25 protein-coding genes and 3 pseudogenes are annotated in these 23574 nt (G+C 61.3%); 15 read left to right on the top strand and 13 right to left on the bottom strand.

What is annotated here, in order from left to right; translation table 11 throughout:
* The 7 genes from I3K84_RS08445 to I3K84_RS08415 all read right to left on the bottom strand — a co-directional run bounded on the left by I3K84_RS08445 (window position 1) and on the right by I3K84_RS08415 (window position 4828).
* Complete coding sequence (locus I3K84_RS08445; protein WP_066691664.1) at window positions 1–474, bottom strand: hypothetical protein; 474 nt, start codon at window positions 472–474, stop codon at window positions 1–3.
* 90 nt (window positions 475–564) lie between these two features.
* Window positions 565–906, bottom strand: a complete 342-nt coding sequence (locus I3K84_RS08440) for a copper-binding protein (protein WP_066691662.1) — start codon at window positions 904–906, stop codon at window positions 565–567.
* A gap of 51 nt (window positions 907–957) precedes the next feature.
* Window positions 958–1074, bottom strand: coding sequence for a DUF411 domain-containing protein (locus I3K84_RS08435; protein WP_119558842.1), 117 nt, complete (start codon window positions 1072–1074; stop codon window positions 958–960).
* Window positions 1075–1111: 37 nt separating this feature from the next.
* Entirely contained in the window at window positions 1112–1603 is a 492-nt protein-coding gene (locus I3K84_RS08430) for a plastocyanin/azurin family copper-binding protein (protein ID WP_196995900.1), read from the bottom strand.
* 33 nt (window positions 1604–1636) lie between these two features.
* Window positions 1637–3049, bottom strand: coding sequence for a multicopper oxidase family protein (locus I3K84_RS08425; RefSeq protein ID WP_111868795.1), 1413 nt, complete (start codon window positions 3047–3049; stop codon window positions 1637–1639).
* Between the two features lie 16 nt (window positions 3050–3065).
* Window positions 3066–4496, bottom strand: coding sequence for a TolC family protein (locus tag I3K84_RS08420; protein WP_196995899.1), 1431 nt, complete (start codon window positions 4494–4496; stop codon window positions 3066–3068).
* Window positions 4493–4828: a hypothetical protein gene (locus I3K84_RS08415; RefSeq protein WP_231403443.1), complete on the bottom strand. Its 336-nt coding sequence runs from the start codon at window positions 4826–4828 to the stop codon at window positions 4493–4495. The genes I3K84_RS08420 and I3K84_RS08415 overlap by 4 nt, the downstream gene beginning before the upstream one ends.
* A 157-nt stretch (window positions 4829–4985) precedes the next feature.
* Between I3K84_RS08415 and I3K84_RS08410 the strand changes: the two genes are divergently transcribed.
* The 3 genes from I3K84_RS08410 (at window position 4986) to I3K84_RS08400 (ending at window position 7552) form a co-directional block, all read left to right on the top strand.
* Window positions 4986–5669, top strand: coding sequence for a heavy metal response regulator transcription factor (locus I3K84_RS08410; RefSeq protein WP_111868794.1), 684 nt, complete (start codon window positions 4986–4988; stop codon window positions 5667–5669).
* Window positions 5670–7079 (top strand): heavy metal sensor histidine kinase, encoded by a 1410-nt coding sequence (locus I3K84_RS08405; RefSeq protein ID WP_182121143.1) that lies wholly within the window; start codon window positions 5670–5672, stop codon window positions 7077–7079. It abuts the gene before it with no gap.
* Between the two features lie 125 nt (window positions 7080–7204).
* Entirely contained in the window at window positions 7205–7552 is a 348-nt protein-coding gene (locus I3K84_RS08400) for a DUF4148 domain-containing protein (protein WP_196995898.1), read from the top strand.
* 68 nt (window positions 7553–7620) lie between these two features.
* Here I3K84_RS08400 and I3K84_RS08395 read toward each other — a convergent pair.
* The 3 genes and pseudogenes from I3K84_RS08395 to I3K84_RS08385 form a co-directional block, all read right to left on the bottom strand.
* Window positions 7621–7749, bottom strand: a pseudogene (locus I3K84_RS08395) (DUF3363 domain-containing protein); the annotation flags it as partial.
* 15 nt (window positions 7750–7764) lie between these two features.
* A pseudogene (locus I3K84_RS08390) lies at window positions 7765–7986 on the bottom strand (type I restriction enzyme endonuclease domain-containing protein); the annotation flags it as partial.
* Window positions 7955–8701, bottom strand: coding sequence for a hypothetical protein (locus I3K84_RS08385; protein ID WP_196995897.1), 747 nt, complete (start codon window positions 8699–8701; stop codon window positions 7955–7957). The gene I3K84_RS08385 and the pseudogene I3K84_RS08390, both read right to left, overlap by 32 nt.
* Here I3K84_RS08385 and I3K84_RS08380 point away from each other — a divergent pair.
* From I3K84_RS08380 to I3K84_RS08340, 10 genes and pseudogenes are all read left to right on the top strand, one after another.
* Window positions 8701–9279: pseudogene (locus tag I3K84_RS08380) on the top strand (HAD-IC family P-type ATPase); the annotation flags it as partial. The gene I3K84_RS08385 and the pseudogene I3K84_RS08380 overlap by 1 nt on opposite strands.
* Window positions 9280–9306: 27 nt before the next feature.
* Window positions 9307–9519, top strand: coding sequence for a GDCCVxC domain-containing (seleno)protein (locus I3K84_RS22230; protein WP_231403441.1), 213 nt, complete (start codon window positions 9307–9309; stop codon window positions 9517–9519).
* Window positions 9520–9649: 130 nt separating this feature from the next.
* On the top strand, window positions 9650–9895 hold the full coding sequence (locus I3K84_RS08375; protein ID WP_196995896.1) for a DUF2789 domain-containing protein: 246 nt from the start codon (window positions 9650–9652) through the stop codon (window positions 9893–9895).
* A gap of 149 nt (window positions 9896–10044) precedes the next feature.
* Window positions 10045–11169: a TolC family protein gene (locus tag I3K84_RS08370; RefSeq protein ID WP_370567803.1), complete on the top strand. Its 1125-nt coding sequence runs from the start codon at window positions 10045–10047 to the stop codon at window positions 11167–11169.
* Window positions 11166–12770: an efflux RND transporter periplasmic adaptor subunit gene (locus I3K84_RS08365; protein WP_196995894.1), complete on the top strand. Its 1605-nt coding sequence runs from the start codon at window positions 11166–11168 to the stop codon at window positions 12768–12770. The genes I3K84_RS08370 and I3K84_RS08365 overlap by 4 nt, the downstream gene beginning before the upstream one ends.
* Window positions 12771–12785: 15 nt before the next feature.
* Window positions 12786–15917: an efflux RND transporter permease subunit gene (locus I3K84_RS08360; RefSeq protein WP_196995893.1), complete on the top strand. Its 3132-nt coding sequence runs from the start codon at window positions 12786–12788 to the stop codon at window positions 15915–15917.
* Window positions 15918–16371: 454 nt separating this feature from the next.
* Window positions 16372–17565: a hypothetical protein gene (locus I3K84_RS08355; protein ID WP_024001382.1), complete on the top strand. Its 1194-nt coding sequence runs from the start codon at window positions 16372–16374 to the stop codon at window positions 17563–17565.
* Between the two features lie 109 nt (window positions 17566–17674).
* Window positions 17675–18256: an HAD domain-containing protein gene (locus I3K84_RS08350; protein ID WP_020228510.1), complete on the top strand. Its 582-nt coding sequence runs from the start codon at window positions 17675–17677 to the stop codon at window positions 18254–18256.
* A 479-nt stretch (window positions 18257–18735) separates the two neighbouring features.
* Window positions 18736–19065, top strand: coding sequence for a hypothetical protein (locus I3K84_RS08345; protein ID WP_231403439.1), 330 nt, complete (start codon window positions 18736–18738; stop codon window positions 19063–19065).
* Window positions 19066–19179: 114 nt separating this feature from the next.
* A complete protein-coding gene (locus tag I3K84_RS08340) occupies window positions 19180–19533 on the top strand; it encodes a 50S ribosome-binding protein YggL (protein WP_024001387.1) in 354 nt (117 codons plus the stop codon).
* Between the two features lie 460 nt (window positions 19534–19993).
* On the opposite strand, the gene I3K84_RS22225 is transcribed toward I3K84_RS08340, so the two are convergent.
* The 3 genes from I3K84_RS22225 to I3K84_RS08330 all read right to left on the bottom strand — a co-directional run bounded on the left by I3K84_RS22225 (window position 19994) and on the right by I3K84_RS08330 (window position 21588).
* Window positions 19994–20254 (bottom strand): hypothetical protein, encoded by a 261-nt coding sequence (locus I3K84_RS22225; RefSeq protein ID WP_231403438.1) that lies wholly within the window; start codon window positions 20252–20254, stop codon window positions 19994–19996.
* Window positions 20247–20501, bottom strand: coding sequence for a hypothetical protein (locus I3K84_RS08335; protein ID WP_231403437.1), 255 nt, complete (start codon window positions 20499–20501; stop codon window positions 20247–20249). Before I3K84_RS08335 ends, I3K84_RS22225 begins: the two co-directional genes overlap by 8 nt.
* Before the next feature lie 85 nt (window positions 20502–20586).
* Complete coding sequence (locus I3K84_RS08330) at window positions 20587–21588, bottom strand: IS1595 family transposase (protein WP_196995892.1); 1002 nt, start codon at window positions 21586–21588, stop codon at window positions 20587–20589.
* Between the two features lie 45 nt (window positions 21589–21633).
* Between I3K84_RS08330 and I3K84_RS08325 the strand changes: the two genes are divergently transcribed.
* Complete coding sequence (locus I3K84_RS08325) at window positions 21634–22080, top strand: LexA family transcriptional regulator (RefSeq protein WP_049696900.1); 447 nt, start codon at window positions 21634–21636, stop codon at window positions 22078–22080.
* 20 nt (window positions 22081–22100) lie between these two features.
* Window positions 22101–23399 (top strand): Y-family DNA polymerase, encoded by a 1299-nt coding sequence (locus I3K84_RS08320; RefSeq protein WP_020228515.1) that lies wholly within the window; start codon window positions 22101–22103, stop codon window positions 23397–23399.
* Window positions 23400–23574: the final 175 nt, after the last annotated feature.

The raw sequence follows: 23574 nt of genomic DNA, 5'->3' as shown, positions 1-23574 counted from the left end.
TTACTTGGTCGGCGTGGCAGGCAGGCGGTCCATCATCATTTGCATCATGGACTGCATCATTTCCATGCGCTTTTCCATCATCTGATGACGCTCGGCCATGTTGGAGGACATGCCCTTTCCACCTTGCATGCCACCCATGCCCTGCATGCCTGCGCCCATCTGCTGCATCATCCCCATGCCGTCCTGCATGAGCTTCATGTGCTCGTCCATGAGTGCCTGCCGCTCCTCCGGCGTTTTGGCCGCCATCATCTTTTCGTGCATCGCTTGCATGGACTTCATATGCTCGTCCATCTTGGCCATTCCAGCCATCGGCCCCGTACCCATTGGCTTTGCGGAAGTCTTCATTTGGGTGGACGCGGGCTGCGTGCTACCTGCAGGGTGATGGGCCTTGTGCTCATCGGCGGCTTGCGCCATCACGCTCAGTGAGGCCGCAGCGACACAGACCCCGATCAGGGTATGGTGAATTTTTGACATAGTGCTCTCCTTCTCCAGATTACAAAACCGTCGCAGTCAGCAATCAATAAATCCATCCGCGACGACACAGCACGCTAAAGCAGCTTGTTCTCACTGAGCGGGCTGAATGTCTGTGACAACCATCTTCCCGCCCTCGTTGACGACCATGAACTTGACCTTGTCGCCAGGCTTCACGTTGGACAACAGGCTCTTGTCCTTCGCGGTGAATACCATGGTCATACCGGGCATGTCCATGTGCTTGATTTCACCGTGCTTGATGGTGACCTTGCCGTTGTCCAGATCAACTTTCTTGATCTCGCCATCGGTCAGGGACGCCGACTGTGCCGCTTCTGTCTTGCCAGGCTCCATGCTTGCCTGGGCAAAGCTGCTCATGGGCAGCGCTATACCCACGGCCACGGCGGAAATGGCAAGAATTTGTTTGATGGTGTTCATGATGACCTTACGAATACATGTTGAAAATTTCTGCTAATCCATCTTTCTGAATCAGCAGCGCTTGAAGGGGGTGCGCCGACCGCTGTAAGCCGGCCCATTCGTGCCCGGTAAGCCCATCGGCATGGCGGGCACTGCCAGTCCCAGCGCTCGGGGCTTTTTCTTGAACATGACGCGGACTTCTTGTTCCAGGCTCTACGGTGGCGTATTACTTCTTGCCAACCTGGACAGTGCCCTTCATGCCGGCCTCGTAGTGGCCAGGCATCAGACAGGCAAAGTTCACGACTCCGGCCTTGGTGAACTGCCAGACGATTTCGCCTTGCTTGCCAGGCTGCAGCGTCACCTTGCCGGGTTCGTCGTGCTCCATGTCCGGGAACTTCTTCATCTGTTCCAGGTGCTCCAGTAGCTCCTTCTCGGTGCCCAGGCTGAGTTCGTGCTTGACCTGTCCGACGTTCTTGACAACGAAGCGCACGGTTTCGCCCTGTTTGACCTGAATGTTCGACGGCGTGTAGCGCATGTTGTCGCTCATTTCGATGGTGATGGTGCGACGGGCCTTGGCGGCGACGCCGGGTTTGCCAATGGCTGTCTCACCCTCGTCACCGTGGCCACCTGCATGGTTGCCGGCAGCGAAGGCTGCCCCCGATGCGGCCAGTGCAGCCATGGCGAAGAGTTGAGAAATAGTGGAGCGCGTGAATTTCATGGATGGTCTCAGGTTGAAAATTGAAGGAAAAAATCAATGCGCGCCATGCGATGTAGGCTTGCGCACCTTGACTTCGGTCGGCGTTGCAGGCTTGCGAACGCGCGGCATGGACTGGCCGCCCTCTGCGCTGAATCGCGCGGGCTCCGCCATCGGACCGGTGTACTCATACGCCACCGTGCCCTCCGGGTTTTTGTACCAACCCGGGTTCTTGTAGTCGCCTGGCTTCTGGTCGCGGCGCACCTTCAGGACACTGAACATGCCACCCATCTCCACCGAGCCGAAGGGGCCTTCCCCGGTCATCATGGGGACGGTGTTGTCCGGAATGGGCATCTCCATCTCGGTCATGTCCGCCATGCCCCGTTCGCCCATGACCATGTAGTCGGGAATCAGGTTGTTGATCTTCTTGGCCACGCCCCGGTGGTCTACGCCAATCATGGTGGGAATGTCGTGACCCATTGCGTTCATGGTGTGGTGGCTTTTGTGGCAGTGGAATGCCCAGTCACCTTCTTCGTCCGCGAGGAACTCGATCTGGCGCATCTGGCCCACGGCCACGTCGGTGGTCACTTCATAGAGACGGGTGCTCTTGGGTGTAGGACCACCATCCGTGCCGGTGACCAAAAACTCGTGACCGTGCAAGTGCATCGGGTGGTTGGTCATGGTGAGGTTGCCGATGCGAATACGCACCTTGTCGTTGAGCCGGACGTTCAAGGAGTCGATGCCAGGAAAGACACGGCTGTTCCATGTCCACAGATTGAAGTTCGTCATCTCTGCAACCTTGGGGGTCGCAGCGCCAGGCTCGATGTCGTAGGCGCTCAGCAGGAAGCAGAAGTCTCTCTGCACCACGTCGATCAAGGGATGCTTGTCCTTCGGGTGCGTGACCCAGAAGCCCATCATGCCCATGGCCATCTGCACCATCTCGTCCGCATGCGGGTGGTACATGAACGTGCCTGGCCGGCGTGCGACGAACTCGTAGACGAAGGTCTTGCCCGACTGGATTGCGGGCTGGTTCAATCCCGCCACACCGTCCATGCCATTGGGCAAACGCTGTCCATGCCAGTGGATGCTGGTGTGCTCGGGCAGCTTGTTGGTCACAAAAATGCGAACGCGATCGCCTTCCACCACTTCGATGGTGGGCCCGGGACTCTGGCCGTTGTAGCCCCACAAATGGGCCTTGAAGCCAGGCGCCATCTCGCGCACCACAGGCTCGGCGACCAGGTGAAACTCCTTGACGCCCTGATTCATCCGCCACGGCAGTGTCCAGCCGTTAAGTGTGACCACCGGGTTGTAGGGCCGCCCCGAGTTGGGCACCAGCGGCGCCATGGTGTTCGGGCTGGTCTGGATCACCGGCTCGGGCAATGCCGCCATGGCCACACGGCTGACCGAGCTCGCCGCAACAGCGCCACCTGCGATGCCGGCAAACTTAAAAAAATCTCGTCTGGATGTCATGATGATGTTCTTTGCTTCAATGGCCGGCGTCGCCGCCGCCGGGTGCACTGGATGCGACGGACAGGCTGGTGCTCGTGGGGCGTCCGATCACGGACGCCTGCATGGCGGCGTCGGCCAGCCAGAACTGCTGCTGTGCGTCGATGGCAGCGGAGACGGCGCTGACCTGATCGCGCGCATCGGCCAGCAGCTCGAAAACGCTGATCAGCATGCCGTTGTAGCGAAGCTGGTTTTCCTCCGAGATCACCTTGCGCAGCGGCACGACTTCATCGCGGTGGTGACGGGCCACGTCGTAGGCCGTGCGGTAGGCCGAGTAGCTTTCCCGCAGGCTGGAGCCTGCTGCGCGCACGGTGGCTTCGAGCTGGTTGGCTGCGGCCAAGGTCCGTGCGTTCATCGCATCACGCTGTATCCCGCCCCAATCGAAGATCGGAAGGCGTACGGCGATTTCCCAGCCGCGCGCAGTAGAACGAGTGCCCTCAGCGTTGTCAAAGGTCGTGTTGCGACGCCCGGTGAGTTCGATATCGGTGAAGCTGGTCACCATGTTCAGACCCTGGGCCTTGACGGCCTCATTGAGCGCGGATTGGGCCAAGCGGATATCCAGACGCGCCTGGGTTGCTTGCAAGGCGACCGTCTGCGGCTCCATTGGCTGTTTAGGTAGCTCCGGCAATCGCTCCGGCAGCTTAAGCGTTTGTTCCTGCGCCTCATCTAGCCCCAGCAGTCGCACCAGTTCTTCGCGGCTGGCCGTAGCCTGGTGCTGCGCTGCGCTCAGCCGGGTGGCGGCATCGGCGTAGAAAGCTTGCTCCCGTGCACGGGTAATCCGGTTGAAGTTGCCCGCCGCCTGCATGCGCTTGGCCAGTTCCGCTCCTGCTTCCGCGCTGTCATAGACCTGCTTGGCATATTTGAGCGTTTGTTGCGCGGCCACGGCCCGCACCCAGGACTGGCGCACACGGGTGATCTGATCCACCACATCACTGGTCAGACGCAATTGCGCTTGCTCAATGCGCCGGGTAGCGCCGCCGTGCCGTGCGGGAAGCGTCAAAAGATCCAGCAAGCCGAAGGACAAAGCGCGCCCAAACTCCAGCTCATCGCCTGCGACCATGCGCTCAAAACTGAAAATGGGGTTGGCAATCCGCCCGGCCTGCGCGGCATCCGCAGACTCTGCCCAACCCTGCGCCAGAAGGGTCTGCAGGGATGGGCTGTTCACCAAGGCCAACTGGACAGCATCTTTCTGCTCCAAAGGCTGCGCCAGCAAGGCTTGAGCGGCCTGCGCACGCTGGTCGCGTTCATCCAGGGTACGAGCCAACGCGAGCTTGCCCCCGGTAAAACTGCCAGCTTCGTCGTTGACGCGATTGATGTTCTGATCCAGGCTGACGCTGGCACATCCCGTCAGCACTGCCAATCCGAGTGCGGACAGAGCCAATTTGGCATGAGTGGCACGCAAAGGCATCATGGTTTTCCTCCCCCGTGATGGCCCGTGTGGGGATCGCTAGCAGGAGCAGCATCCTTGGCGGACGCGGGCTCGCCCGACTTGATTTCCTTAGCATAGGCGCGCCAGCCGCCAATCTGGCCCACACGATCATTGGCTTCGCGCCAGGATTGCACCGGTTGATCCGCATAGCCCTGATAAGCCCCGATAGGGGAAGCGTATTGCAACGTTGCCAGCGGTGCAGGCTTGGGAGTCTCGGTATCTGCTGGAGCTTGTGCGAAAGCTGCCCCCGCAAACAACACCAGTGTCGAAGGCAACAGAGCCCTGAAGGGCGGCAGGTAACTGGAAGTGAGCATGGTCTCCTCTAAAAGAATCTTTGATCTCATGATGTGGAGATTCTGGAGAGACCACCCTTTCATTCAGATGTCCTGAAAATTACATTGTTGTTATCTACCTGTCAGAACGCCTCAAACTTGGCAAACTCTCGCCAAAGCATTGAACGGAAGCGCACACGTGAAAATATTGATCGTCGAAGACGAGCCCAAAACGGGTGAGTACCTGCGTCAGGGTTTGACAGAAGCTGGATACATTTCCGACCTCGTGCCCAACGGCGCGGATGGCCTGCATATGGCCCTGCAGGGCGAATATGACCTGCTGATCCTGGATGTCATGCTGCCTGGCCTGAATGGCTGGCAAGTGCTGCAAGCCCTGCGTGACCGGGGGATCGGAATGCCCGTCCTGTTCCTGACTGCCCGCGATCAAGTGGAAGATCGTGTCAAAGGACTGGAACTCGGGGCCGACGACTACCTTGTCAAGCCGTTCTCGTTTGCCGAGTTACTGGCCCGGGTACGCATCATCCTGCGGCGCGGCCATGCAGGCAACGAGAGCACCACGCTGCGAGTGGCAGACCTGGAACTGGATTTGCTGCGCCGCAGGGTATCCCGCAACGGCAAGCGTATCGATCTGACGGCCAAGGAATTCGGCCTGCTGGAGCTACTGATGCGCCGACACGGTGAAGTGCTGCCACGGTCCCTGATCGCCTCGCAGGTGTGGGACATGAACTTTGACAGCGACACCAACGTCATCGAAGTGGCGATGCGCCGCCTGCGCATGAAGATCGATGAAGGCCAACCCCTCAAGCTCATCCAGACCGTGCGCGGTATGGGCTATGTGCTGGACGTGCCAGAGGAAGAATAGGTGGAGTCGAAACTGCGTTTGGGCAAGCTTTCGCTGACCCGTCGCCTCACCCTGTTCTTCACCGTGGTGGCAGCTGCTGTGGTGCTTGGGTTGGGAGGTCTTTTTCTGGTGGAAATTGAGCAGCATTTCGTCGAACTGGACCGGATGGCTCTGCAGGAAAAGCGGCATTTGATCGAGGAAATTCTTGGCAATGCCAATTCAGTGGACGACGCAAGCTTGCGCTTGAGCGAAGCTTTGAACTATCACCATGATCTCTATGTCCTGGTGCAGAACCCCCAGGGAGAGCGCATTTTTCAATCGTCAACATCCAACCTCAATGTGCAAAGCGGCGATGCCCTGAGTACCGAGGAGACGAGTGTTTTCGGGGTTTGGCGTCACCACGATACCGAGTTCCACACATTGAGCTTTGGAACTGCCCCGGCTTACTCCGCATCAGCGTTGCAGGTGTTGATCGCAGCGGATACAAAACACCACACCCAATTCCTCACTGAGCTGCGCAGCAGTCTGGCGTTCTACGTGATCGCGGCCATCATCGTGTGTGGGCTACTGTCGTGGCTCGCGGCGCGTCAAGGACTGGCGCCTCTGCGTGAAATGAAGTCACGCGCAGCCGTGGTCACAGGTCAGAAATTGTCCGAGCGCATGCCAGTTGAGGCCGTGCCGGTGGAAATGGCCGATCTGGCGCAAGAGCTGAACCGCATGCTGGACCGCCTGCAGGAGGACTTCCAGCGCCTTACCGATTTCGCGTCGGACCTCGCGCACGAGCTGCGCACCCCCATCAGCAACCTGCTGACGCAGACGCAGGTGGCGCTGACGACCAAGCGCGATGCCGCGACGTACCGCGACATCCTGGCCTCCAATGCCGAGGAATTTCAGCGTTTGGCACGCATGGTGTCCGACATGCTGTTCCTAGCCAAGACCGAGCGCGGCGTGGATCTGCCGCACAAGGAGCGGTTTTCCGCCCGCCAGGACGCGCTGGCGCTGCTGGAGTTCTACGAGGCCGTGGCCGAGGAAAAACGCATCCGGCTCCAGTTGAAAGGAGACGGCGAGGTCGAAGGCGATCGCCTGATGTTCCGCCGTGCGGTGAGCAACCTGCTGTCCAATGCCCTGCGTTACACGCCCGAGGCCGGCGACATCACCATCCGTATCACCAGCACGGCACAAACGACGACAGTGGCCGTGGAGAACACTGGAACCGACATCGATGCCAAGATCCTGCCCCGGCTGTTCGACCGCTTCTACCGAGCCGATGCTTCCAGGGCCCATCCGGACTCCGATGGCTCCGGGCTGGGCCTGGCCATCACACGTGCCATCGCTGAGGCCCACGGCGGTAGCGTCACGGCGACGTCGGGCGACGGGCGAACCTGCTTCACCTTGATGTTTCCTCACCGTGGCTCACAGCCATCAAGCTGACAACAATCTCATCTGGCTGTCCGGATTCTGTTGGGGTGCGCTCCCTACGATGAACACATCTCCTCAACGCCCGACCAAGGCATGAGAGATGCAAGTTTCATCCACCTTCCTTAGGAGCTTCAACCATGACCCAACAACGCCTCTCCCTTTCTTCCATGATCGCAGCCGCAACCGCAGTGGTTGCTCTGGGCCTTCCAGGGATGGCTTCGGCAGCCTACGAGCATCCTGCCAACAATGAAAAGGGCGTAATCGTTCACCCGGAACACTTCAAGAGCGAGAAAACCCGCGCCCAAGTCAAGGCGGAGACCGAGGCTGCGATGCGGCAAGGCCGCCTTTCTTATGGTGAGAGCAACTACCCCATCCGCACACCTGATGTAAGTTCTGGCAAGACGCGTGAGCAAGTAATCAACGAACTGCTGAGCGAGTCACCTGCCGAACGCTCCGCGCGTCTGCGTCTCTACTCCCGGGGTTGATAGCCCCCAGTTGGTGCTCCAGCAGAGCACGTTGAATCCATTCTGTGGGATCGCTGGCGTCGGCCTGACTAACCTCGGGACAGCCCAGGCCGCCGTCCAATTTCCCATGACACCCCACCGCCGCGCACCGTCGCGGCGATCTGCTGTCCCAGCCGCTGCTCAATCACCGGCTTCCACGGCACCAGGCTGAATCCCATCGCCCCGGAGTCAGGCTAACCGCCGCCCCAGCTCTCCCCAAACACCTGCGCCTGCCGCAGCACCAAGTCCACCGCCTCTTCCTGCAAGACTGGCGGGTACTTGTACTTGCGCAAGACCCGCTTGACCATCAGTCGCAGCTTGGCCCTGACGCTCTCACGTTCTGACCAATCCACCGTCAGGTTCTGGCGCAGGTTCTCGGTCAGCTCATGGGCAATCTTCTTGAGGGTTTCGTCGGTCCCCGCTCATTACGAAGGTGGCACCTATTCGCTGAGACTGCTCGATACCTGCCAGTCCGTTGTAGTCCTTAAACAGCTTGGCCCGCTTTGCCGGGGTAACGATGGTGGCGTCCACTGTCAAGGCTGCACGGTAGCGGCGGCGGCCTAGCTCCATTACTCTTTGGGCTGCAATCAATGCCTCCGTGTCGTTGGTGAACTTGGACTTGATGATGTCCACCGCCGTCGCGAGCAACTCGCGTCCACGCACCTGGTTTCCGTGGTGCTCCGTGAATGTAGGCATCACCTCGTCCCGAAATTTATTCCGTGGGTAGTCCGTGCACTTGTCTTCGCAGATCGTCACCGTCTTGATTTGTGCCTTCATCGGTTCAAGCTCAACTACCAATCCGTCGAGACCTTGCGAAGTAGCACTTATGAGGGGATCTTTCTGGAAGATTCGGTCGTTTGCTCCTTGGCGTGTTGCGATCCAAGAAATGCACTCGAAGAGAAAACCGTCACGGTGGGCGCGCGCCGCTTTTTCTTGCTCTGGATTCAGGCCCGACTTGATGGTTAGTTGTTCACACGCAGCCTCGTTTAATTGCGGAATCGAAATCGCTGGTGCATTTTTCTCAAGCTGATCCAGGATCCGCGCGGCATGTACGACCTGACCGACTGCTATAACGGCCACAATCTTCGCCAGTTCCTGAAAGTCCGCCACCTCCCAATTCAGGCCAGACACAGCTGGCCGGCATTCTGGCCGTGACCGACCCCATCAAGTCCACCACACCGGATGCGATCCGGACGCTCCATGCCAGCGGCCTGCGCATCGTGATGGCGACCGGCGACGGCCTGACCACGGCCAAGGCCGTGGGCGCGAGGCTCGGCATCGACGAAGTGCATGGAGAGGTCAAGCCAGTCGACAAGCTGGCGCTTGTGGACAAGCTTCAGAGAGGCGGCCATATCGTCGCCATGGCCGGCGATGGCATCAACGATGCCCCCGCGTTGGCCAAGGCCGACGTCGGCGTGGCCATGGGCACCGGCACCGACGTGGCCATGAACAGCGGCCAGATCACGCTGGTCAAGGGCGACTTGCGCGGTATCACGGCAGCACGGGACATTTCCGTCGACACCGTCCGGAACATGCGCCAGAACCTGCTCTTCGCTTTTGTCTACAACGGCATCGGCGTGCCGATTGCCGCTGGCGTGCTGTATCCGTTCACCGGGTGGCTTCTGTCCCCTCTGATCGCGGCATTGGCGATGAGCCTCAGTTCGGCGTCGGTGATTTTCAATGCTCTGCGACTGCGCCGTGGCCATTGATGGTGTAGGCACCTCCCCGCAAAAACCATGAATGCCGCTCTTCTCGAATCCGTGCTGACCTGCCCGCACTGCGGCTTCGCACGGCAGGAATCGATGCCCACGAATGCCTGCCAGTATTTCTACGAATGCCGCCAGTGCAAGGCACTTCTGCGACCTCGCCCGGGGGATTGCTGCGTGTTTTGCTCGTTCGGATCCATGCCTTGCCCGCCGGTACAGCTGCAGCGCAGTTGCTGCAGTTAGCCGCCAGCCGCAGATAACAGAAAAGTAATCTGAGGCTCATCCTTCTATCAGGCCCGCCTGTCGAGAATGGCCGCATGGGATGGCGCTCCTGATCCGACGCGCCGGCAAGAACACTGAGGGAATCAACACCATGGATTCGACCTACCATCGGTTCACCGAGCTATTTCAACAACTGGGGCTGGCCTCTGACACCCGGAGCATCCAGGAATTCCTGGCGCGCCACAGCCCACTCCACCCATCCATCCGGCTGGAAAACGCCCCTTTCTGGAGCGAAGCGCAATCGTCCCTGCTGCGGGATGAAATATTGCTGGATGCGGATTGGGCGGAGGTCGTTGACCAATTGAACACTGCCTTGCGTGGATCGGAAGGTAAGTGATGCCCGCGATCCGCTTGAGACTATCCGTCGGCGCCGCTGTGCTGGCACTCGTTTTCAGCCAGACCAGTTTCAGTCAGGAGGGGCGACTTGGCGCCCATCTGGAAGGGCTGTTGGTTGCGGCGCGGGAGGGCAATCCAGAATTCGCCAGCATGCAGTTCGAAGCCGATGCCGCCGCAGAGCGGGTGCTGCCCGCCGGGGCCTTGCCCGACCCAAAGTTCAGCATGGAGCTGCGCGACATCACCCGGATGGGCGAGCGCAATCCGACGCTGCTGCCAGGGCGGGTCGGCAGCACACGCTACATCTTCACGCAGGAGCTGCCATGGTTTGGGAAACGGGGTCTCAAGCGTGAAGCCGCTGAACTGCAGGCAGAGGCAGCGCGGGGACGGGTGGCGGGTACCTGGAGCGAATTGGCCGCCAAGATCAAGACGGCCTACGCTCAGCTTTACTACCTTGACCAGAATGAACGGCTCACCCGGGAGATCCTGGATCTGATGGCACGCCTGGAGAAGGTGGCCCAGGTGCGCTATGCCAGCGGACTGGCGGCGCAGCAGGACGTGATCCGCGCGCAGTTGGAGCAGACCAGCATGCGCAATGAATTGATTGCCCTCGAAGCGGAACGTAGCCAGCTGCAGGCGCGGTTGAAAGCGCTCGTGGGGCGTCCCGCCAGCGAGGCGTTGGCCACGCCGGAGCGCATTCGCACGCTTCCTGCATCCGAGAGCATGCGCTTTGATGTCCTGGAGCAGCGCGCGCGGGCCAGCAATCCGCTGTTGAGAACCGAGGAATCACAGATCCGGGCGGCGGAAAAAAACCGCGAACTCACCTACAAGAACCGCTATCCGGACTTCGCGGTGGGGGTGTCGCCCATTCAGTACGGCAAGTCGGTCCGGGAATGGGAATTGATGGTCGAGGTCACCATTCCGCTGCAGCAGGATACCCGGCGCGCGCAGGAGCGGGAGGCGCAGGCCATGCTGGAGGCCGCGCGCTCGCGCCGCGAAATCGCCACCAACCAGGTGCTCGCCGATCTATATGAAAACGTCGCTGGCCTGGAGGCAGCGCGCCGCACGCTGGCATTGACCACGGAGAGCCTGCTGCCCCAGTCGGAACTGACCTACCGGTCCGCGTTGGCAGGCTATGAATCCGGCAAGGTGGACTTCGCCACGCTGCTGGATGCCCAGAGGCAAATCCGCCAGGCCAAGCTCAACCAGGTCAAGGCAGGTGTGGCCGCGCAAACGCGGCTGGCAGACATCGAGCGCATCGTTGGAGAAGAACTATGACAACAAATCTCAAGGTAGGCGCGCTCGTGCTGGCGGCCACGGCACTGGCTGCGGGCGGTGGCTACTGGTACGGTCAGCGGCAATCCGCCGCGCAAGGGTCGGCGCAAGCGGTTTCGACAGTGGGTTCGGCAAGCGACAAAAAGGAGCGCAAGGTTCTGTATTACCGCAATCCGATGGGGTTGCCCGATACCTCACCCACGCCCAAGAAGGACCCGATGGGGATGGACTACATCGCGGTCTACGAAGGCGAGCAAGAGCCGGATGCTGGGAGCACCAATCAGATCAAGATCAGCACCGACAAGGTCCAGAAGCTCGGGGTTCGTGTCGAGGCCGCCAGTTTGCGCTCCCTGGACAAGATGCTGCGCGCCGCAGGCCGCGTGGAGCCCGACGAGCGCCTGACCTACGCCATCACGCCCAAGTTCGAAGGCTACGTCGAACGCCTGCATGTCAATGCCACCGGACAGGCCGTGGGCAAGGGTCAGCCCTTGTTCGAGGTCTACAGCCCGGAGCTGGTGTCGGCGCAGCGCGAATACGTCATCGCCGCCCAGGGGGTCGATGCCTTGAAAGGCGCCAGCGAGGAAACGCAGAACGGCATGCGCCAGCTCGCCGAATCCAGCCTGGCGCGCCTGCGCAACTGGGATATTTCGGACGAACAGGTGAAGGCGCTGGCCCAGTCGAGCGCGGCGCGCCGCACGCTCACGTTCCGCTCGCCGGTGGCGGGTATCGTGACCGAAAAGAAGGCCGTGCAAGGCATGCGCTTCATGCCGGGCGACGCGCTCTACCAGGTCACCAATCTATCGTCCGTGTGGGTGATCGCCGATGTGTTCGAACAGGACATCGGCCTGGTCAAGCCCGGCACGAAGGCATCGGTTCGCATCAATGCCTACCCCGACAAGGTGTTCACCGGCTCCATCACCTACGTCTATCCCACGCTCACGGCGGAAACCCGCACCGTGCCCGTGCGGGTTGAATTGGCCAATCCAGGCGGACTGCTGAAGCCGGGCATGTTTGCCCAGGTGGAACTGCCCGCCACCTCGAAGGGGGCCGTCCTGACGGTGCCGACGTCGGCCGTCATCGACAGCGGCACGCGCCAGATCGTGCTGGTGCAACTCCAGGAGGGCCGTTTCGAGCCCCGTGACGTGAAGGTCGGTGCCCGCAGCGAGGACCGCATCGAAATCATCGAGGGCGTGCGGGATGGCGAGATGGTGGTGGTGGCCGCCAACTTCCTCATTGATGCGGAAAGCAATCTCAAGGCTGCCGTCGGGAGCCTGGGACATGCAGGACACGGTGCGCAAATCCCCACGGAGGGTTCCACCAATACCAAGGCCGTCACCGGCGTGGGCCACCAAGCCGAAGGCACGGTGGAGGAGGTTGACACCAAAACCTCCACGGTCACCCTGGCGCATGGCCCGGTGGCCAGCCTCAAATGGCCGGCCATGTCCATGGAGTTCAAGGTGGCGAACAGTGCCTTGCTGAAGGATCTCCAACCGGGCGCGGCGGTGGCGTTCGAATTCGTCGAACGCGGCCAGGGCGAGTGGGTGATCACCGCCGCCAAGCCCCGGGGCAAAACCACGGCCAATCCGCACGCCGGCCACAACTGATCCTTGGGAGACACCATGCTTGCGAAGATCATTGACTGGTCTGGGAGAAACCGTTTCCTGGTGCTGCTGGCGACCCTGTTCGTCGTCGTGGGTGGGGTCTATGCCGTGCTCAAGACGCCGCTGGACGCTCTGCCGGACCTGTCGGACGTACAGGTTATTGTCTACACCGAATACCCGGGCCAGGCCCCGCAGGTGGTCGAGGACCAGGTCACGTACCCGCTGACCACCTCCATGCTGTCGGTCCCCAAGTCCAAGGTGGTGCGCGGCTTCTCCTTCTTCGGCGCCTCGTTCGTCTACATCATCTTCGAGGACGGCACCGACATCTACTGGGCCCGCTCGCGTGTGCTCGAATACCTCAACTTCGCCGCCGGGCGCATGCCCAAGGGCGTGACGCCGCAGATCGGGCCAGACGCCACCGGCGTGGGCTGGGTCTACCAGTATGCGCTGCTGGCCAAGGACAAGACCCTGGCCGAGCTGCGCACGCTGCAGGATTGGTACCTGCGCTACCAGCTCACCAAGGCCCATGGCGTGGCCGAGGTGGCATCCATCGGCGGCTTCGTGCAGACCTACCAGATCACCGTCGATCCGGTGAAGCTGCGCGCCTACGGTATTCCCTTGGCCAAGGTGTCGCAGGTGGTGCGCGACTCCAACCGCGACGTGGGTGGCCGCGTGGTGGAGATGGCCGAGACCGAGTACATGGTGCGCGGCAAGGGCTACCTGCGGGGCGTTGGCGACATCGAGAACCTGGTGGTCAAGGCCGACAAGGGCACGCCGGTTCTCATCCGTGACATCGCCCGCGTGGAGTTGGCGCCCGACGAGCGCCGGGGTCTGACGGAACTCAATGGCGAGGGCGAGGTGGTCTCGGGCATTGCCATGGCGCGCTACGGCCAGAACGCGCTGGAAGTGATTCACAACCTGAAGGAGAAGATCGCCGAGGTGTCGACCGGCCTGCCGCAGGGCGTCACCATCGAGGCGGTGTACGACCGCTCCGACCTGATTCACCGCGCGATTGAAACGCTCAAGCGCACACTGATCGAAGAAAGCCTGATCGTCGCGCTGGTCTGCGTGGTCTTCCTGATGCATGTGCGCTCAGCCTTGGTGGCGATCCTGATGCTCCCGGTGGGGGTGCTGATCGCCTTCATTTCCATGCGCCTGTTGGGCATGAACTCCAACCTGATGAGCCTGGGGGGCATCGCCATTGCCATCGGTGCCATGGTGGACGCGGCCATCGTCATGATCGAGAACGCCCACAAGCACCTGGAGCGCCTGTCCGAGGAGCACACCAACACCGATCGCGTGGAAGCCATGATTGCCGCCTGCAAGGAGGTGGGCCCGGCTTTGTTCTTCTCGCTGCTCATCATCACCGTGTCCTTCCTGCCGGTGTTCACGCTGGAGTCGCAGGAAGGCCGCCTGTTCTCGCCACTGGCCTATACCAAAACCTTTGCCATGGCCGGTGCCGCGCTACTGTCGGTGACGCTGGTGCCCGTGCTGATGATGCTGTTCATCCGTGGGCGCATCATGCCGGAGGCACGCAACCCGGTGAACCGGTTCCTCATCTGGATCTACCGTCCCATCATCGCCGCCGTGATGCGGTGGAAGAAACTGACGATTGCCACGTCGATCATCGTGCTGGGCGTGTCGTTCTACCCCGCCAGCCAGCTCGGCTCGGAGTTCATGCCCACGCTCAACGAAGGCACGCTGCTGTACATGCCCGCGTCGCTGCCCGGGATGTCCATCACCAAGGCGGCCGAGCTGATGCAGACGCAGAACAAGATCATCAAGAGCTTCCCCGAGGTGGCGTCGGTGTACGGCAAAGCCGGGCGCGCCAACACGGCCACGGACCCGGCACCGACCGAGATGTTCGAAACCGTCATCAACCTCAAGCCGGAGTCCGAGTGGCGCACGGGCATGACGATCGACAAGCTGATCGCGGAGTTGGACCAGGCACTGCAGTTTCCTGGCGTGTCCAACGCCTGGACCATGCCCATCAAGGCCCGCATCGACATGCTTTCCACCGGCATCCGCACGCCCATCGGGATCAAGGTCTTCGGCAAGGACCTGGGCGAGATGGAGCGCCTGGCGCGCGAGATCGAGACCGTGGTCAAGCAGGTGCCCGGAACGACCTCGGCGTTCGCGGAACGCATCACAGGGGGCTTTTACCTCAATATTGAACCCGACCGGGCGCAGCTGGCACGCTACGGCCTGGGGGTAGGAGAGCTGCAGGACGTCATTGGCACGGCCTTGGGCGGCGAAATGGTGACCACCACGGTGGAAGGCCGCGAGCGCTTTGGCGTGACGGTGCGCTACCCGCGCGAGCTGCGCGCCGACCCGCAGCAGATCGCCCGTGAAGTGCTGGTGCCCACCATGGACGGCGCCATGGTCCCGCTGGGACAGGTGGCGCGCGTGGAAGTCGCCAAGGGGGCACCCGGCATCCGTACCGAAAACGCGCTGCTGTCGGCCTATATCTTTGTCGACATCCGGGACCGCGACATCGGCGGTTATGTGGCCGACGCGCGCAAGGCCGTGAACGAGCAAGTTCAGTTCCCGCCCGGCTACTACGCCACCTGGAGCGGCCAGTTCGAATCCATGGAGCGCGCGGTGCAGAAGATGAAGGTCGTCATCCCGGTCACCTTGCTCATCATCTTCCTGCTGCTGTACCTGAACTTCAAGCGCCTGACCGAAACCTTGATCGTCATGCTGTCGGTGCCGTTTGCCCTTGTGGGGGGCATCTGGCTTATGTGGTGGCTGGGCTACAACATGTCGGTGGCTGTCGCGGTGGGCTTCATCGCACTGGCCGGGGTGGCAGCAGAGACGGGCGTCATCATGCTGATCTACCTCGACCATGCCTGGGAAGAGATTCAGGCCCGGCGCCGATCGGAAAACAAGGAGCCTGGCGTGGCCGATCTCTACGAAGCCATCATGGAAGGCGCGGTCGAGCGGGTGCGCCCCAAGATGATGACCGTGGTCGCCATCATGGCGGGCCTGCTGCCCATCCTGTGGGGGACCGGCACCGGCTCGGAAGTGATGAGTCGTATCGCTGCCCCGATGGTGGGCGGGATGATTTCTTCGACCGTGCTCACGCTGGCGGTGATTCCGGCGATCTACGGCCTGGTCAAACAATGGAAACTAAAAAGCGTGGTGGCCTAATTCCGTCAAATACTTGAGGCTTCTCTCATCTGTTACCTGATGGAGGGAGCATGTAGACGACGACTCTGATGGCTCCGGTCAATCTCCATGCGATTGGTGCGGGGCATTCGAGCCTATGCGCGTCATGACGGACAGATCACCCGATTCGGTGCAGCGCATACCCGCCCAGTGCGCCGGGTATGGTCGACCCAAGAGCTCGCGTCGGCGAATGGCCGGTCCTGGTGGTCCAGCAGTCGCTCAGCCCGCGAACCGTGCGATGACCGGTGCCGCCAGTTGCGGACGTTCGGTCGCGAATTCTGGATGACGGCACCCAGCCTAAAGCCGAGACCCGACATGAGTGCCATGCTCCGCACATTGCCCACAACAGTGTTGCACGTGGGGTGCTTTCCTCCTGTTCCTATATTTCTTGCCCAAATCCTAGATCTGCCTAAAGTTATGGTTCGGGAGGAGAGACATGCAAGGCACAGACCACACCAAAATTCGCCATCGCCAGTCTTCACTGCAGCTGGCATTCAATGGCGTTCGCGCATTGGCTTTGGGCGCAGGTATCTTGACCCTCTGCAGTGCAGCCGCCGCTTTTCAAATCGCCCCCATGGGCTCAGCATTTGAATCCAAACTCACCAACGAGACTGAAGACTCGCTAGCTACGGTCGCAGGTCGTTTGGGAGTCCTGATCAAAGGGCGTGTGCACGAGGAGATCACCCAGATTGCCATGGGTTGCCCGGTGGAGCCGGCTGGCCTCGCTCAAGACCCTGTCTGTAGCGCTCGTGATCTTCCATTCGCAACACCCTATGTTATCTACGGGGTCCGATGGAACGACTTGCCGCCCTTCAAGCTGGCCCCTGAGGAAGGCAATTGCACCTATCTCGGCAAGTCCTGCAAGGTGTCAGAAACCATCCGCTTCTCGACACAACCCCTGTGCTGGTACTGTCTCTTCAAGGATGCAGAAAAGAAAGCCCAGACCAAGCCCATCGTGGGCTGCAGAAAAGTTGCTGGCACCCAGCGCGGTAACTTGATGACCCGCTCGCATTTTGGTGATCTGCAGTTTTTGCATGCCATGGCCAGCGAGGAGGGCGTACATCCCGGTGCCACCCGTGCCAAGGTATTGGATTGGTTGGAGTTCGCATGGAAGGTTGCGTCGAGAGAAATTAAACCCGATACCTTCCTGCGCGATCTGGACAACCCAACGCTCCAGGAGCACTTTGGCTGCACACAGTGGCGTGTCTCAGATCTCTACATCCTTGGACGACAGGACAAGCTGCTGCCTTACCTGCACCATGTTGCTTTTGGCTCGGTCTTGCATACCGTCCAAGACTCCTTCGCGGCAGCCCATGCTACCCGCGAGGCCTCGCCACCCGGCGGTACTTGCCAAGACGCCGCGTGGCCTCGGCCCCGGCGCATCGTGGAATTTCACACCTACGGAGCTCAGGACGGTCACCTGCATGACGACCAAGATAGCCGCGAAGCGATGACCCACGTGAGCGTTGCTGAGAAATGGCCCGATGCCGTAGAAGCCACGCGGATGCTGTCCCAACTCTATGATGACAGAGCGCTCTGGGCGGAAGTGCAGCCTTATATGCAGTGCCTATTTGAGATCGCCGATGAGCGTCACAACTCATCACCAGGAGAGCCGTTCCGTCGCCGCTAGTGAAAGTGAGGCTGGGCGTCGACCTGGACTTGCCGCGCGGCCTGCTCTTGCAGGCTCAGTCCGGCACATTCTCGTAAGCGCTGGCACTTTTTCATTCGGCGAACCAGTCATGCCCTCCGAGCACCACCCAATCTACGTTCCGGCATCTACGCCCCGCAGTGCCGACGTGATCCTCTACCTGGACCTCGATGGCGTGGTCCACCACGAGAAAGTGCTCTGGCATCCCCGCAAGGGCATCTACATGAGCCCTTACGAAGCCGCAGGGCGCACCTTGTTCGAATGGCTTCCCATCCTGGAACAGGCCCTGGAACCCTACCCGGCGGTGGCCCTGGTGCTCAGCAGCACTTGGTGTATCCGCCCCGGGTACAGCGCCACACTCAAACGCCTACCGACATCCTTGCGCTCGCGCTTCATAGGCGGGACGTACCACAAGCGGGTGCATGGCGTAGATCCCTGGAATCAAGCCATGTTTCGTGGGACACCCCGGGGGGTACAAATCCAGCAGGATGCCCAGCGCAGAAAGCCGCGCCACTGGATCGCGCTCGATGACGACCTCGAAGGCTGGCCAGCGGCGTATCGGCACCACCTGATCGCCTGCGACGGCACGAAGGGTCTGTCCGATCCCAGTATCCAGCGGGAGCTCAAAGAACAGCTGCTGCGCAGCCATTCAACCCCAACCACCCCTGGGTAATCTCCACATGAGACTACCCATGCTTTCCGCTCCATCGTGCTGACGAACCATTCGGAAAAATCGCACAAGGACAGATATGCCTCTGAATCAAAAAGCTGTCAAACGCCGTTGTGGTCCCAGTGGAACGACCGTCATAGGAAGGTCGGAACCCGGGTGTACTTCTCCCTCATCAAGAGTGTCGCCGCCCGAGGCAAGCCAAAAGGGGTCGTCGTCAGCAAGACGCCGGGGCCCGTGTGGAAGGGGCGGCTGTTCTCGGGGCGAGTGCGGCGCAACGGCTTTGCGCCATTGGCCAGGGGGCACAAACCAATCGGCTGGCGCCGCCCCAAAGGGCCAACAGTCCCCTGAAGAGAGTATGCCCTGCAGCAGCTCGACGTGGGCATTGGGATCTTAGAGGGTGCAACAGTCAATATGGAGCCGATATGACGATGGGCCGAACCAACTATCCAGGGGTGCCAGAAGACTTCCCTGTGATAGCAACCGTGTCAGCTGTTTCTGGCGCCCAGCCCAAGATGAACCTGGTCGAGGAAGGTGGCAGGTTCTATGCACCGGGCACGTCGCCGGGCGAGGTTCTGGCGGCCTTCCAGATGTGTGACGACCTGGTGTCGCAGATGGTCCCGTACTGCCAGAGAAAGCTGGCGACCTACGAAGGTAATCAAGACGCGACTGTCAAGGCTACGTTGAAAGGCTTGGTGGCCAAGCGATGGTGCACCGATGCGCAGTGTGTGTGGATCATGCGCAGGGCGGTGGATGAGCTGCAGTGGACAGTGGGTGATGGCACCCTGCAATCCGACCAACCCGATACCGTCTGAAATCGCCAAGGAGAAGTGTCCGATTTCCTTTCGGATGATTGAGCCCGGGCTATACCTGTCGTGCGACATCCCGCCACAACGTACGGCCTATCCCACCCCCCACATGAAATACCCGTGACTGACCTACTCGTGCTGCCACCACCTAAACGATCTCGCTCCCGGCGCCTTCGCAAGAAGCTGCACATCGGCGAGTTCCAAGTGCTGGGATTCGACTACGAGCTGACTTGGCGGGTGGCACCGTCGATCGATGTGCAGGATCAGTTCATCGATCAGTTACTCGAGAACCTCGTCGCGCCCCGAGCGCTGAGTCTAGGCGGAGGGGTCAATTGCGGCTTCGTGGCCGCGCGTCGCGGGAGCGTCACGGACGCTGATCGCGCCGCCTTCGAGAGCTGGCTCGGGCGATGGCCGGATCTCGCCGAGATCAAGGTCGGCCCACTGCGGGACGCCTGGTACGACGAGGCGCCTTGAGTGCCCGCTCTTCGACCACGAACTTCAGGGGGCCCCCATGAACGACCGGCCCCAGAAACGAGACATGGGATATTCAAAAATCTCATGGCGAATACATCCGGGTCAACACGACGTTCGCGTGCACCACGTTCCGGCACCCTCGGCAGCAACTGCTCACGACGCTGGGCTCGCAAAGAGGGCAGCCCCATGCTGAGCATCAGCCGCTTTACCATGCAGTGGGTTATGGTGACAGCCACCACTCGGCCTTGTATTGCGGGGTAGGTGCGGTGGGTACGCCGCTGCGCATAGCGCGGTGTCTGAGGGGCTTTGAGCATGGTGTCCACGGCTATGTTGCGTGCAAACGATGCTCCTGCCCCACGTGCGCAAGGGCTGGAAGCACAGGGGGGCTGATCTCTATTGAGGCTTCGTAGCCCTTGTAGAGCCCAAACACCGGCGTTTTTCTGACGAGGGCACCATGAGTTCACGGTGACTGCGCGCGCGTATTTTTGTGGGATAGTTCCAAGCTACGATAAATGCAACATTTGGTTGCGCTATCGAGCCAATTTTGCATGGAACTGCCGTGAACGTCTTCGAATTTCGCCAAACCCTGGCCGTCGGCGCGCTCGAACTGCCAGGGTATGTGCTTGCCAGTGCCCCAGTAGGGTTCGACGTACAACTGCGCCGGGATGATGCAGCGCTGCCCCTTGCGCCAGGGGCCGCCGTAGGTCCATGACTTAGCCATGCCTTCGCGCCGGGCGTTGACGGTGCTCAGGCGTTTGCCATCCTTGCCTGTAGGGATGTGTGTCTTGGAGTGCGGCGGCGATCATGCCCCACTGGCCCACCACCAGCTCGCGCCCGGGTTCGCCCTTGGCCCGCAGGAACGGCCCCCGGTACAGCGGGCTCATCTTGTCGCGCCACTCTTCCTCGGGCACGTCATCGAAGTGCAGCACCAGCTGCTCACGGCCCGGGACCTCGTAGTAGGTACACATGGCAACATTCTGGCAGCAGGGAGCTATACTGTAAATATGTAAGGGGTATCCACTTAGCTCCAGCGTCACCCCTGATGCTGTGTTTTTATCCAGCAATGGTATCTGACTCCCGCTCGTCTGTCTTCTTGCTCACCACATCCGCATAAGTCACCGGCGGCGTGACCACCGCTTGCTGCAGCAAGCGATAAAACAGCATCCCCCGCGAGTTCGAGGTTCGCCGGTTAAAGCGGAACACGAATTCATCGAGATAGGCGTCCAGGTGCTCGGGCTGCACGGACCCGTGATGCGTCCCCAGCACCCAGCGCTGCACCAACGAGGCCACCCGATGCACTCCCGCCATCGACACATGGGCTGGCACACCTGAACCCAGCATGACGGTGCGCTGGTGGGTGTATCCCAGCTCTTCCAGCGCGCGGTAGGCTGCTGAGCCGTCCGTGCGTACATGGGCCCCGGGCTCGACCACCTCCTGAACAAAGGGAACGACGTAGGAGGCGGAGTCTCGGGCTATGCGACGCAGCCGGATGCGTCCAAACCCCTTGGGCTCCACGACCTCCACTGCCATGGCCACCAACACTTTGGTGGTGCTGCTCTTGCGCCCTACAGGGGTGATGGGTTTTTTGCGGTCCGTGATGGACAGGTAGGTTTCATCCACCTCGACAAGCCCCTTGAGCTTGTCCCTGCCTGGTCGAACCATGGCGCGTCGAAACCGGTGCAGCATGGTCCAGGCTGTCTGGTAACTGCCCAAGCCCAGAACGCGCTGCAGCCCCAAAGCGCTCACGCCTTGCTTCTGATTGGTCAGATACCAGGCAGCTGCCAACCACACCCGCAGTGGCGTTCGGGTCTTGTCAAAGATGGTCCCGGAGGTCACTGTTCCCTGGTACTGGCAAGCCCGACACATCAAGCGGGTGCGGCTGGCTCGGTACACATCCCCCACATTGCCACAGCGCGGACAGATGAAGCCATGGGGCCAGCGCAGCTTCTCCAGGAAGGTCAGGCAGGCTTCTTCGGTGGCAAACCAGTCAAGAAATTCGTTCCAGGTGCGGGGGTAGTCCTGGCCGGGAGTGGGCGCTATTATCTGGGTTTCCATCCAGTTATTCTGACATTGCTGGAGCTAAATGGATACCCCTTAAATATGTACAGTTTTTGGAACTCCCCGCTACCGGTGCCGTACGACACAGCGGCGCAGTCGCTGGCCTTGCCCCTGTGTGGGGTGAGCGTGTGCGCGGGGTTTCCATCGCCAGCTGACGACTTCGTGGTGGAGCGACTGGACATCATGAAGCTGCTGGTGAAGCACCCCCAGGCCACCTACTTCTGGCGCGTGCGGGGCGACTCGATGAGGGACGCTGGCATTGAGGACGGCAGCATCATCGCGGTGGACCGGGCGATCAAGCCCAAGCACAACAGCATCGTCGTGGCCATTGTGGACGGCGAATGCACCGTGAAGTATCTGCACCAGCGTGCCGGCCGGATCAAGCTGCGCGCGGCCAATCCCACCTATCCCGACATCATCCCCCGCGACAGCCTGACCATTGAGGTCTGGGGCGTGGTGAGTGGGTGCGTGAAGCTGTTTCTCACCTGATCTGATGGACGGAGGCCAGCATGTATGCGCTGGTGGATGGCAACAACTTTTACGTGAGCTGCGAGCGGGTGTTCCGCCCCAGCCTGAACGGCCGCCCGGTGGTGGTGTTGAGCAACAACGATGGCTGCGCGATTGCCCGCAGCAATGAGGCCAAGGCCCTGGGCATCAAGATGGGGGCGCCGTGGTTCCAGATCCGGCACATGGAAGAGACCCACGGCCTGGTGGCCTTGAGCGCCAACTTCACCCTGTACGGTGACATGAGCAACCGGATGATGAGCCTGGCGGCGGGCCTGGGCCCCTCGCAGGAGATCTACAGCATCGATGAGTCGTTCATCAGCCTGCAGGGGCTGCGGGGCGATCTGATCACACGCAGCCACGCCATCCGTGCGCGCATCCACCAGTGGGTGGGCATCCCCTGTGGCATCGGGATCGGTCATACGAAGACACTGGCAAAGCTGGCCAACCACATCGCCAAGACGGCCGAGCGCAAACCGGGGAGCTACCCGGCCGAGCTGGCCCAGGTGTGCAACCTGACCACCTTGCCGGCCCAGGACCTGGACGATGTGTTGGCCAGCACGCTGGTAGAGGAAGTCTGGGGCGTGGGCCGCAAGATCGGCGCGCAGCTGCATCAGTGCGGAGTGCATACGGTCCTGGACCTGGCCCGGCTGGACCCAGCCATGGTGCGCAGGCGCTGGAGCGTGGTGCTGGAGCGCACCGTGCGGGAGCTGCAGGGGATGCAGTGTATTGAGCTGGATGACGCACCAGAGCCCAAGAGAGAGATCGCCTGCACCCGGTCATTCGGTCAGGCGGTGACCGAGCTGCCGCCGCTGGTGGAGGCCGTGAGCGAGTTCGCCAGCCGCGCGGCCGAGAAGCTACGCAAGCAAGGCAGTCTGGCCAGCCAGTTGCTGGTGTTCTGCCACACCTCGCCGTTCCGCCCCGGCCCGCGCTTCAACAAGTCGGTGGTGGTGCCCCTGCGCCGGCCTACGGCCGACACCGGCAAGCTGGTGTGGGCGGCCACAGCGGGCATGCGCCGGATGTACGAGCCTGGCTACAAGATGGCCAAGGCCGGGGTGATGCTGCTGGACCTAGTGCCGGGCAACGTGCTGCAGGGTGAGCTGGATCTGGAGGATGAAGACCGCCGGGATCGCACCCAGCTGATGGTGGCTTTGGATGCGCTCAACCAGCGCTACGGCAAGGGCACTGTGCATTCAGGTGCCACGGGCGGCACCAACAGGGGCAAGGACTGGGGGATGAAGCAGGAGAGGCGCACGCCGCAGTACACGACGCGGTGGGAGGATGTTCCGGTGGCAAGGGCCTAAGAGTGGGGGAGCTCCCATGCTCGAGGTCGGCTCTGCAGCGATTGCCGCTGCTCGTAGCCGCAACGCTGCCTAACGGTCACCGTCCCATACCGGCCATCCGAGCATTGACGCGGGGGACAGCCCAATGACGGGTTTCAGGTGTGCAGCGGACAGCGACCATCAAGTGCAGGCAGAT

Origin of the sequence: Diaphorobacter sp. JS3051 (assembly GCF_015832135.1) — a bacterium.
GTDB lineage: Bacteria > Pseudomonadota > Gammaproteobacteria > Burkholderiales > Burkholderiaceae_C > Diaphorobacter > Diaphorobacter nitroreducens.
The sequence above is the reverse complement of the archived record's forward strand: the minus strand, read 5'-3'. Positions and strand labels throughout refer to the sequence as shown.

Bases quoted from the DNA above. Each gene is read 5' to 3' on its own strand.
- I3K84_RS08445 (WP_066691664.1), bottom strand. From the start codon at position 474: ATGTCAAAAATTCACCATACCCTGATCGGGGTCTGTGTCGCTGCGGCC.
- I3K84_RS08440 (WP_066691662.1), bottom strand. From the start codon at position 906: ATGAACACCATCAAACAAATTCTTGCCATTTCCGCCGTGGCCGTGGGT.
- I3K84_RS08435 (WP_119558842.1), bottom strand. From the start codon at position 1,074: ATGTTCAAGAAAAAGCCCCGAGCGCTGGGACTGGCAGTGCCCGCCATG.
- I3K84_RS08430 (WP_196995900.1), bottom strand. From the start codon at position 1,603: ATGAAATTCACGCGCTCCACTATTTCTCAACTCTTCGCCATGGCTGCA.
- I3K84_RS08425 (WP_111868795.1), bottom strand. From the start codon at position 3,049: ATGACATCCAGACGAGATTTTTTTAAGTTTGCCGGCATCGCAGGTGGC.
- I3K84_RS08420 (WP_196995899.1), bottom strand. From the start codon at position 4,496: ATGATGCCTTTGCGTGCCACTCATGCCAAATTGGCTCTGTCCGCACTC.
- I3K84_RS08415 (WP_231403443.1), bottom strand. From the start codon at position 4,828: ATGCTCACTTCCAGTTACCTGCCGCCCTTCAGGGCTCTGTTGCCTTCG.
- I3K84_RS08400 (WP_196995898.1), top strand. From the start codon at position 7,205: ATGACCCAACAACGCCTCTCCCTTTCTTCCATGATCGCAGCCGCAACC.
- I3K84_RS22230 (WP_231403441.1), top strand. From the start codon at position 9,307: ATGAATGCCGCTCTTCTCGAATCCGTGCTGACCTGCCCGCACTGCGGC.
- I3K84_RS08375 (WP_196995896.1), top strand. From the start codon at position 9,650: ATGGATTCGACCTACCATCGGTTCACCGAGCTATTTCAACAACTGGGG.
- I3K84_RS08370 (WP_370567803.1), top strand. From the start codon at position 10,045: ATGCAGTTCGAAGCCGATGCCGCCGCAGAGCGGGTGCTGCCCGCCGGG.
- I3K84_RS08365 (WP_196995894.1), top strand. From the start codon at position 11,166: ATGACAACAAATCTCAAGGTAGGCGCGCTCGTGCTGGCGGCCACGGCA.
- I3K84_RS08360 (WP_196995893.1), top strand. From the start codon at position 12,786: ATGCTTGCGAAGATCATTGACTGGTCTGGGAGAAACCGTTTCCTGGTG.
- I3K84_RS08355 (WP_024001382.1), top strand. From the start codon at position 16,372: ATGCAAGGCACAGACCACACCAAAATTCGCCATCGCCAGTCTTCACTG.
- I3K84_RS08350 (WP_020228510.1), top strand. From the start codon at position 17,675: ATGCCCTCCGAGCACCACCCAATCTACGTTCCGGCATCTACGCCCCGC.
- I3K84_RS22225 (WP_231403438.1), bottom strand. From the start codon at position 20,254: ATGGCTAAGTCATGGACCTACGGCGGCCCCTGGCGCAAGGGGCAGCGC.
- I3K84_RS08335 (WP_231403437.1), bottom strand. From the start codon at position 20,501: ATGTGTACCTACTACGAGGTCCCGGGCCGTGAGCAGCTGGTGCTGCAC.
- I3K84_RS08330 (WP_196995892.1), bottom strand. From the start codon at position 21,588: ATGGAAACCCAGATAATAGCGCCCACTCCCGGCCAGGACTACCCCCGC.
- I3K84_RS08325 (WP_049696900.1), top strand. From the start codon at position 21,634: ATGTACAGTTTTTGGAACTCCCCGCTACCGGTGCCGTACGACACAGCG.
- I3K84_RS08320 (WP_020228515.1), top strand. From the start codon at position 22,101: ATGTATGCGCTGGTGGATGGCAACAACTTTTACGTGAGCTGCGAGCGG.